Raw genomic sequence first — 8,810 nt, 5'->3', positions numbered from 1 at the left:
GGCGACGTCTGGCTGACCGACATCCTGACCCAGTGCGCCTGGTCCGCCGCCCGGACCCGCGACACCTACCTCTCGGCCCAGTTCTGGCGACTGGCACGCCGGATCGGGAAGAAGAAGGCCGCGATCGCGGTCGCCCACTCCATCCTGGTCATCAGCTGGCACCTGCTGACCAACGACTGCGACTACCAAGACCTCGGCGGCGACTACTTCACCCGCCGCAACGCCGACCGCCAACGCGACCGCCTCATCGGCCAACTCCACAACCTCGGCTACCGCGTCACCCTGGAGCGACCCGCGTAGACCGGCTGCGGTTGATTCTCCTTACAGCAGGTCGGGTCGCCACGGTCCACGCGGTTCCGGGGGCCACTGCTACATCAACTGCTACATGTCGATCTTCGAGCGCTGTAGCACCTACCCGTTTCCGCAGGTCGGATGTAGTCGGGGTGGCGGGATTTGAACCCACGGCCCCTCGCTCCCAAAGCGAGTGCGCTACCAAGCTGCGCCACACCCCGTCGGACGGAGTCTAGCCCCGCTCTGCTGCCGCCGGACGGGGCCCTGGTCCCGAGATCCGGCGGGGCCCGGTGCTGCCCGGCCCGGAGGCTCGGGCAGCACGGGGAACGGTGCGGATCCCGAGGATCCGCGGGTGGCGGACGGCTGTGGCCGTCCGCTGCGGGATCAGAACGCCAGGAGGACGAACGCCGCCGGGATCGTGCCGCTGAGGCACGCCAGGAAACCGACGGCGAGAGCCGCGACACCACTCGGGCGCATGCGCGAGGTCGCGGTCGGACGGGGCGTGCTGGACAGGGCAGTCATCGCTTCCTTCTCTTCAGGTCGTGGGGTGATGCTGTCACCCGTTGCATCGAGTCGATCTGACGATTCGTTCCCACTTCGGAACGTGGCGTGCCTCTCCCCGGGAGCGATCTCCGTCGCGGCGCCACGAGCGGACCTTCCCGGCGTGAAATACCGGGCTGACCTCGACGGGTCCGGGCTCGGGACGTGACGGACCGTCAACTCGCCGGGGTCCGTTGCCCGGGTGATCCACACGATCCATCGGGACGCGCTGCCGTTCATGGCACGCGCGGGAAGGGCCGGAGGTCAGGTGACCGGCTCCGGAGACGAAAAGGTCCGGCTCGCGCGCGGCGCGGCCGGACCTGAGTGTCCGATGCTGTGTGGCCCGTCGGGCCGGTCAGCACGGGACGTCGTGGGGAGGGCGGCGGTCGGTGCTGGAACGACCGGCCGCCGGGGATCACATCGCCAGCAGGACGAACGCGGCCGGGAGGACGCCGCTGACGGCGGCCAGGAACCCGACGGCGAGGGTCGCGAAACGGCTCGAACGGAGGTCCGTGGTCGCGGCCTGACGGGACGTGGAGGACGGGGCAGTCATCGCTTCCTTCTCTTCGGGTCGTGTGCGGACCGTGCTTTCACCTGGTACATCGCGTCGATCTCGGGTTCCGTTCCCGCTTCCCGACGTGTCCTGCATCTCCCTGGGTGCGACCTCCGTCACCGCAGCTCACACCGGGATTCGGGGCTCTCCGGAGGCACCCGGGCGCGGGGCTCGGGAGCACTCTCGGTGGTCGTCACGGTGAGTGGCGGGCAGCCCGCACGGGCGGGGCGGGGATGATCCCGAGGACGCAGTGGGATACGCTCGCGGATGTCCGATCCCCGTGGTCGGGCACGCGGGCGTAGCTCAATGGTAGAGCCCCAGTCTTCCAAACTGGCTACGCGGGTTCGATTCCCGTCGCCCGCTCCACCCTCTGACCAGCGAAAACGGCGACCGCTCCCGATCTTGGGAGTGGCGCCGCTCTCGTTCCGTGCAACTAGCGTGCAATTAGCCGACATCGTCTTCGGTGCTGTCCTCGTCGCCCTGGACCAGGTCGTTGAGCCGTTGGGCGATGGCGCGGTCCCGCTCAGTCGTCGCGTGCTGGTAGATCAGCGCGGCCCGCATGGAGCCGTGGCCCATCCGGTGCATCAGCTCGCGGGTGCTGGCCCCGGCCGTCGCGGCGAGGTGGTTGCCGGTGTGGCGCAGGTCGTGGAAGTGAAAGCCACTCGGTAGGCCCGCGGCGACGACGGTGCGGGTCCAGGCAGTGGCGCGGTGGAAGTTGCCCCGGCGCAGCGGGCCGTCACGGTCGCCGGTGAACACCAGGCCCTCCGTGCCGTCCTCGGCGTACTCGGCGATGTGCTCGCGCAGTTCGGTCACCAGGACGTCGGGGAGGGCCACGGTGCGGGCTCCGGCCACGGACTTGGTCGGGCCTGCCTCGATCTCTCCGTTCTTGTGTTCAGCCAGCCGCCGGTAGACGTGGACTGCTCCGCCGTCGAGGTCGATGTCGCAGCGCCGTAGCGCGACCAGCTCGCCCCAGCGGAGCCCGGTGAAGGCCGCCGCGAGCACGAGGACCCGGAACCGCGGTGGGACGAGCCCGGAGAGCTTCGTGACCTGGGCGACGGTCGCCGTCGGTCGCTCCGGAGTCCGGTGTTGACCCGCTCCCTTGATCCGGCACGGGTTGCGCTTGATCAGGCCGTCGTCGACGGCGGTATTGAGGACGGCGCGCAGCAGCCGGTAGGCCTTGGCGGTCCGGTCCTCCGAGCGTCCCTCGCGGAGCAGGGTGGCTCGCCACGAGCGGATCAGGTCGGTGCTGATCTGGCCGATCGGGTAGTCACCGAGGTACGAGGCGAGGTGCAACCTCCACACGCTGGCGTACTCCTCCCGAGTCCTGCGGCTGATCTTGTGCTCGGCGATCCATTGCTCGGCGAACTCGCGCAGCGGGATCTTGCCGAGGGCCGGGTCGGTCCAGTCGTCGCGGAGTAGCTCGGTCTCGACAGCAGCGAGCCACTGCTCGGCCTCACGCTTGCGAGCGAAGGTGTCGGGCGCGGCCCGTCGTCGGCCGTCGGGGCCGAGGTAGGAGGCCTGGTAGCGCCCGGAGGGCAGCTTCCTGATCAGCCCGAAGCGGCGGTGTCCGGGGCGGTTGCCGCGTGCCATCAGCCCACCTTCCGAAGCTGTCGGCGGACGTCGCCGGCGGTCACCGGTTCGACCCGTCCGGACTGGACGAACTCCTCCAGGTCGGCGACCCGAAGCCGCACGTGCCGGCCGACATAATGGAAGGCGATCCGGCGTTCAGCGATCAGCCGGCGGACGAAGCGCACGGAGGTATTGAGGTAGTCCGCCGCCTCCGGGACGGTCAGGTACCGCGTGGTCATGACGTCTCCTTCCGGGATCGCGTGGTGCGTTGTTCGCGTCGTCGTTCGGCGATGCCGAGTGCGATCTCTCGTTCGGCGTCGTTCCGGTGTCCGAACTGGACGACCTGCCAGTCGTTGACGACCAGCACGGAACCCGAGTCGGCGGGGGTGTCGAGGCCGGCGAGGGTCTCGCCGAGGCGGTAGGTGCGGCGCTCCCCGCGGATAGTGCCGAAGGTCGTGGAGTAGGCGCGGGACTTGGTCAGGAAGTGGCCGCGGAAGCCGAGCATGTGCGCCCACCGGCGCAGGTTCAGCGCCTCGTACTGCTCCTGGCCACCGAGCTCCCACGCGGTTTCGATCAACCGTCGGTGGTGCGGGGTGATGTCGAGATGCCGGACGTGGGCGATGTCGCGGATCGGCCGGTCGGTCGCCTCGGACTTTCCGGTGCCCTTGGTGGCGTACTTGGCGACGTAGGCGGCCAGGGCATTGTCGGTGATCTCGCCGTCGTCGTCCTCGAGCGCGGCCGCTGTAGTCGAGGTGATGGGGCGGATGTCGACCTGCTTCCCCCATGCCAGCGGGAGCGGTGTCCCGTCCGGTCGGTCCACGACGAGGGACACCGAGCTTGCTGCGTCCCGGACCGCGACGCCCAGGGCCTCGGTGGTGATCCAGCCGGGTGGTGCGGTGGTCGGCCCGTCGGGTCCGTCGAGGCGGACGACTGCGTGGAAGTGCACGAGCCCGCGGCGCTGGTACTCGGCGACCTTGGCGTAGGAGAGCCGGGCGTGGTCGTGGAACTCGCGGACCTTGACCCCGAGCATCCCGGCGAGCAGCCGTCGGAGTCGGATGGCGAAGCGGTTCCAGAGCTTTCCGGCGTGGGCCTGCCAGAGCACGGCGCCGACGTAGTCGTGGGTGTCGGGGTCGATTGCGGTGCCGACGCGGGGGTCGTCGCGGTGGTGCTTGTCCCCGCAGCCGCAGGGGACGACGAGCCCGCGGGCGGTGACGCGGCGGGTGTGGACCGGCCCGAACGACGGGGCGGTGAGGGTGACGAACGCCCGTGGGTGCTCGGTGGCGGTGTCGGGGACGCCCTTGCCGCCGGCCATTCCGGAGCGCAGGAGGTGGTAGGCGTCGGAGGCGTAGCGATCCGAGCAGGCCGGACAGACCGACGCGCGCCGGTTGCCGCACGGAGCGAGGATCTCGCCCTCCCGCTCAGCGAGGACGGTGCCAGTGGCTCGGTCGTGGATGCGCGACGAGCCGGTGAGGTGGATCGGGGCGGCGCAGCCGCCGATGGCGGTCACTTCGCGGCGCCAGTCCTGGAAGTTCTCGGAGCGCAGCAGGTGGGACAGGTCGTGGTCGTGCTGGGTGGTTGTGGCAGCCGTCATCGCGGCATCCCTCCCGGGACGGGTCGAGGCTGTGGGTGGGCGCCGGCCCCCGCTGGGAGCTGGTCGCACAGCGGCGAGGCCGGGCCGGGTTACCGGCGGTGGGCGCGGTGTTCGTGCTCGATCTCGACCGGTCCCGGCGTGTAGCCGTGGTAGCGGGCGAGCAGGCGGGCGGCGGCCCGGTAGGAGCTGGCGTGACCGACGAGTGCGCCGTGGTCGTTCTCGACCCGGTAGCGGCCGGCCTCGCGCAGCACAGTGCCGCCCTGGCCGGTGTGGCCCAGGCACACCAGGGCCTTGCCCGGCTCGACAACATCGACCCCGATGAGTCCCGTGGAGCGCTGCGGCACCTTCTTCGGCTCGGAGGCCCGGGCTGGTGTGGGGATGGGGTGCAGGTGGTCCCAGCGGGACACCATGTCGCGCGTCTGCTTGGGCACGAGCACGGAGCGGGCCGGTCCTTCCGAGCCTGCGTGGTGGACGTGGTGGGTGCCGCCGAGCCGGAGGTGGCCGGTGTCGAGGAGCTGGGCCACGGTGTCCCCGTCGTGGCGGGCGAGCGCGTCCGTGCAGCCGGGGCGGGCAGGGTCGGCCCGCAGGACCTGTCCGGAGCGCTCGACGAGGAACAGCCCCGGGTCGTGGGCGAGGCCGACGATGCGGGCGACCTCGCGCGGGTCCTGGGTCGCGGCCGGGCCGTGGTCGTCGGGCTGGACGGTGACTGGGTCGCCGAACAGCGCGTCCTGCACGGTGCCGGCCTGATCGGTCATGCTGACCACCACCAGGTGGCGCGGGCTTCCCAGGACCACTCTCGGGCGAGCTGGCGGATCACGTACCACTCCGCCACTAGCGCGCCGCCGGTCACGATCCAGAACCAGCCCGAGGCCGAGCCGAGGTAGAGCCAGGTCCCGCCGACGATCACGGCGAAGAGCAGGGTGAGCTTGGCCCAGGTGCGCAGGGCCCATGCGGTGGTGGTGCGCATCAGGCAGCCCCCCGCTCGGTGTCGCCGTCGTTGTGGAGGTCGATCACGTCGGCGTCCGGCGGCGGGGCGCAACGTTGGACGAGTTCGGCGATGTCGTCGTCGGAGACGAACGCCGCGCGGAAGCGGACCGGGAGCCGCGACCCGCGGTCGATGACGAAGCCGATCCCGGCGTGGCGGGCGTCGCCAGGGATCTCGTCGGCCAGCGCCCCGCGCTCGCGGGCGCCTTCGCCGAGGACCATGTCGACATGGGATGCGGCGGTGACGCCGAGGCAGATCCGTTGGGTGAACAGCTCTCGCACGTCGAGGACGTCCTTGGACGGCTCTTGGAGGTAGCCGTGGACCGCGAACAGCGAGGCGCGGCCTTGGGTCATGATCTCGGCCAGCAACCGCAGGGCCTCGCGCACGGACGTGCGGTCGCCGTAGGCGGTGAGCATGGCCATCTCGTCGATGACCAGCAGCTCCACCGGTGTTTCGATGCTGGGTGTGGCGGCGCGGATGTTCTGTTCGCGCATGTCGTCCTGGCGGTCGCGCATGGCGTCGCGGAACTCGGTCAACAGCTCCAGGGCCTCGGCCATGGTGGTGGCGTAGCGGTGGAACAGCGGCGCGCCCTGTTCGGTCTCCACGCCGCCCTTGAGGTCGACCATCCACACCCGCACGACCCCGTCGCGCAGGCACGGCCCGACCCCGCGCAGTGTGGACCACAGGATTGACCCCTTCCCGGACCCGGAGGCGCCAGCGACGAGCCGGTGTCCGCCGACGAGGGGCGCGGTGAAGGGTTCGCCGCGTTCGTTGTCGCCGATCTCGACCGCGCCGAGGTCGACGTCGTCGGCCTGTTCGGGGATGTCCGGCGCGGGGATGGTGCGGGTGAAGGGCAGCTCCCACTCGATCACCACCGCGACGACGCCCGGCCGGTGGCGGGTGATCGCCACCCGGTGCGCGATCAACGCCTCGTAGAGAACAGAGGCGCGTTCCTGCCAGAACGCGACGTCCTGCCCGCGGACCATGCGGACGTAGACGGTGTCGATCGTCGACGACGAGGAGCGGACCCGGAGCACGCGGGGGACGAGCTGTTCGCCGCTGTGGCGGTGCTCGCGGGTCAGGCCGCAGTCCGACATCAGCTGTGTCCACCGGCGACCGCGGTAGACGGTCCAACGGCGCCAGGCGGCCCGCAGGTGCGGGGCGGCGAACCGGTCGAAGCTGGCCGGGTGCGCCCGTCCCCACACGGCCACACCGGCCATCAGGACCGCGAGAGCGGCGGCGGTGATGAGCGGGCCGAGGCTGAGCGCGAGGCCGAGCCCCAGCAGTGGGGCGGCGATGAAGCCGGGGTGTCGGGCGAGCCAGGCGGCGGCCTGGAACTCGCGGCCGGGTGGCCGGGTGGCCCGGGTGCCGTGCCGGGCGGGGCCGTTGATGCGAGTTGCCGAGCTACTACGCTTGCTCATTGCTACCAGTCCTCACGAATCGAGACCGGGTAGCGGGGCGCCCGCCGTGTGTTTCCGCCAAGAATCCATCTCGGCGGGCACCCCACCACCCGGGTGGTCACTTCTGTGCGCGCAACGCGCCGCGCGCCGAATCCAGATGCACGGTCAACACGGCGACGTCGCGGGCGAGGTTGTCGTGGGTGTTCTTGAACCCACCCGTGCGATACGGGATCCCGTGCAGGGACCGGCGCAACTCCCGCATCGCGGCGTCCAACTCCTCGACGGTGCGGTCGACGGCCTTGGACATGTCACTTCCTCCACTCCCGGGAGACCAGTTCGGCCTCCCACTTCTTCGCCGAACTGGCCATCACCTTCAGCGAGCTGTGCGACTTCTTCGCCGCCGCCGAGATCTCGTCCGGGGAGGCGTGCGACCAGTGCTGGCCGTCGCCGCCGGCCTTCGCTGACGTGCCCTTGCCGGCGGTCCGGCCTTGCTTGCCCCTGCCGCTGTCGCCTGCCTTGGCGGCGACCTTCTCTGCGTCGGTCAGGGCGTCGCCGACCAGCTGCAGGGCCCGCCAGAACTCGCCGTACTTGCGCAGCGCGCGCCGGTTGACCTTCGGCAGGGTTTTGATCCGGTCCCGCGGCCCGAGGCTGAGCGCCATGACCTCAGACCCCCTTGCGGATCGCGACCTGGGCCAGCCGGAGGCCCTCGGCGACCCCGGCCTGCCACGCCTGCTCGGTCGGGATCACCGGATGGTCATGACGCGACCAGCGACGCCGCTCGATCTCCAGGCGTCGCACGAGGCGTCCGACACCGGTGGTGGCGCGCAACCGGGTCTTCGTGGTCGTGGTCATCGCAGTACCTCCTCCATCTCGCTGTTCTTGGTTTCGGTGGTCAGGTCGACGTGTCCCCAGCAGTGCGGACACACCCCCGACCCGCCGCATTCGCCGCACTCGTCACCGGCGATCGAATGGCCGTAGCCATCACATTCGTCGCAAGCCCGGCTACCGCTGCATTCCGTGCACGTCATTGGTGCTCACCCCTTGATGTGAGGACACAGGTGTCCCCGTCTTGGAACTGCCATGGAGTCGCCGGAAATCACTCCGGCCGGAAGGAATGGGCCGGGTCAGGCGGCCGGTCCGCTGATCGCGCGGACCCCGATCTTCTGCTGCTGTTCGGTCAGGTCCTGCTCGGCCTGCTCCAGCACCCCGCGTAGGCGGGTGATCTCCGGGCGGTCGAGGAACAGCGTCACCGTGCCGCCCGACCCGGCCGCGTCGAGCGTGACTCGGTCGTCGTCCGGGTAGAGGTGCGTGGCGAACGTCGTGGTCTCGTACAAGTGCATCCCGACCGAGACGGTGGAGGAGGGCAGGAAGTCCGGGCGGTCGGTCACGACTCGCCCCCGTCGTCCTTGCCCCGCCGTGCCGGCATCGGGGCCGGGGTGGCGTGCTTGAGCCCCATCGCCTTGAACGCGATCCCGGAGACCGTGCGCCCGTCCGGCGACTCGATCGAGTACGGGTTGATCTTCGCGTCGATCAGCTGCACTCGCGCGTCCTCCGGGAACCCCTCGCCCGGGTCGGCGGTCAGGGTCACCTTGATCTCCTCGCCCTTCGGGGCCCGCTGGCCCGCCTGGACCTGGAGCTTCGCGAACAGCGACACCACGAACTGCGTAACGCCGTCCCGGTCGGTCACCGGCACTTCGGCGCCGTTCGCGTCCTGCCGGGTCTTGGGTGCGGGTGGCTCCACCACCGTGAGCTTGAAGCCGTCGAGCACCACCGGAAGATCCCTCATCACTCACTCCTTCGTTAACCTGACCAGCTTGGCTAGCCATATCAGGGTGACTGGCCTGACTAGTCATGTCAACCGTGGATAAGGAAGATGGCTAG

General features: G+C 70.4%; 13 protein-coding genes, 2 tRNA genes and 1 pseudogene. 2 read left to right on the top strand and 14 right to left on the bottom strand.

The features are described 5' to 3' along the window. Positions 1–300: pseudogene (locus BM093_RS36415) on the top strand (IS110 family transposase); the annotation flags it as partial. Positions 301–438: 138 nt separating this feature from the next. Here the strand turns inward: BM093_RS36415 and BM093_RS33655 are convergent. The 3 genes from BM093_RS33655 to BM093_RS36405 form a co-directional block, all read right to left on the bottom strand. Then, positions 439–512, bottom strand: a tRNA-Pro gene (locus tag BM093_RS33655). 163 nt (positions 513–675) lie between these two features. Beyond that, complete coding sequence (locus BM093_RS36410) at positions 676–813, bottom strand: hypothetical protein (protein ID WP_177238877.1); 138 nt, start codon at positions 811–813, stop codon at positions 676–678. A gap of 433 nt (positions 814–1,246) precedes the next feature. Continuing rightward, positions 1,247–1,384: a hypothetical protein gene (locus BM093_RS36405; protein WP_177238876.1), complete on the bottom strand. Its 138-nt coding sequence runs from the start codon at positions 1,382–1,384 to the stop codon at positions 1,247–1,249. A gap of 292 nt (positions 1,385–1,676) precedes the next feature. Between BM093_RS36405 and BM093_RS33650 the strand changes: the two genes are divergently transcribed. Then, positions 1,677–1,750, top strand: a tRNA-Gly gene (locus BM093_RS33650). Positions 1,751–1,828: 78 nt separating this feature from the next. Here BM093_RS33650 and BM093_RS33645 read toward each other — a convergent pair. The 11 genes from BM093_RS33645 to BM093_RS33595 form a co-directional block, all read right to left on the bottom strand. Further along, positions 1,829–2,974 (bottom strand): tyrosine-type recombinase/integrase, encoded by a 1,146-nt coding sequence (locus BM093_RS33645; RefSeq protein ID WP_010228084.1) that lies wholly within the window; start codon positions 2,972–2,974, stop codon positions 1,829–1,831. After that, positions 2,974–3,192 (bottom strand): helix-turn-helix domain-containing protein, encoded by a 219-nt coding sequence (locus BM093_RS33640; protein ID WP_010228082.1) that lies wholly within the window; start codon positions 3,190–3,192, stop codon positions 2,974–2,976. The genes BM093_RS33645 and BM093_RS33640 overlap by 1 nt, the downstream gene beginning before the upstream one ends. After that, positions 3,189–4,544 carry a replication initiator gene (locus BM093_RS33635; protein WP_085916661.1) on the bottom strand — a complete coding sequence of 452 codons (1,356 nt, stop codon included), beginning with the start codon at positions 4,542–4,544 and terminating at the stop codon, positions 3,189–3,191. Before BM093_RS33635 ends, BM093_RS33640 begins: the two co-directional genes overlap by 4 nt. An 89-nt stretch (positions 4,545–4,633) precedes the next feature. After that, on the bottom strand, positions 4,634–5,299 hold the full coding sequence (locus BM093_RS33630; RefSeq protein WP_029239416.1) for a hypothetical protein: 666 nt from the start codon (positions 5,297–5,299) through the stop codon (positions 4,634–4,636). Beyond that, positions 5,296–5,511 carry a hypothetical protein gene (locus BM093_RS33625; RefSeq protein WP_010228076.1) on the bottom strand — a complete coding sequence of 72 codons (216 nt, stop codon included), beginning with the start codon at positions 5,509–5,511 and terminating at the stop codon, positions 5,296–5,298. The genes BM093_RS33630 and BM093_RS33625 overlap by 4 nt, the downstream gene beginning before the upstream one ends. Then, positions 5,511–6,950, bottom strand: a complete 1,440-nt coding sequence (locus tag BM093_RS33620) for an FtsK/SpoIIIE domain-containing protein (protein WP_093357210.1) — start codon at positions 6,948–6,950, stop codon at positions 5,511–5,513. Before BM093_RS33620 ends, BM093_RS33625 begins: the two co-directional genes overlap by 1 nt. Positions 6,951–7,047: 97 nt before the next feature. After that, the gene (locus tag BM093_RS33615) at positions 7,048–7,236 is read right to left on the bottom strand and encodes a hypothetical protein (protein WP_010228072.1); all 189 of its coding nucleotides are present in this window, start codon (positions 7,234–7,236) and stop codon (positions 7,048–7,050) included. 1 nt (position 7,237) lies between these two features. Further along, complete coding sequence (locus tag BM093_RS33610) at positions 7,238–7,588, bottom strand: hypothetical protein (RefSeq protein ID WP_010228070.1); 351 nt, start codon at positions 7,586–7,588, stop codon at positions 7,238–7,240. A 4-nt stretch (positions 7,589–7,592) separates the two neighbouring features. Continuing rightward, complete coding sequence (locus tag BM093_RS33605; protein WP_010228068.1) at positions 7,593–7,781, bottom strand: hypothetical protein; 189 nt, start codon at positions 7,779–7,781, stop codon at positions 7,593–7,595. 272 nt (positions 7,782–8,053) lie between these two features. After that, complete coding sequence (locus BM093_RS33600; RefSeq protein WP_010228066.1) at positions 8,054–8,317, bottom strand: hypothetical protein; 264 nt, start codon at positions 8,315–8,317, stop codon at positions 8,054–8,056. Then, positions 8,314–8,715: a hypothetical protein gene (locus BM093_RS33595; RefSeq protein ID WP_050802327.1), complete on the bottom strand. Its 402-nt coding sequence runs from the start codon at positions 8,713–8,715 to the stop codon at positions 8,314–8,316. Before BM093_RS33595 ends, BM093_RS33600 begins: the two co-directional genes overlap by 4 nt. Positions 8,716–8,810 lie beyond the last annotated feature (95 nt).

The sequence above is a fragment of the Pseudonocardia ammonioxydans genome, from assembly GCF_900115005.1.
In the GTDB taxonomy this organism is placed as follows: domain Bacteria; phylum Actinomycetota; class Actinomycetes; order Mycobacteriales; family Pseudonocardiaceae; genus Pseudonocardia; species Pseudonocardia ammonioxydans.
The sequence above is the reverse complement of the archived record's forward strand: the minus strand, read 5'-3'. Positions and strand labels throughout refer to the sequence as shown.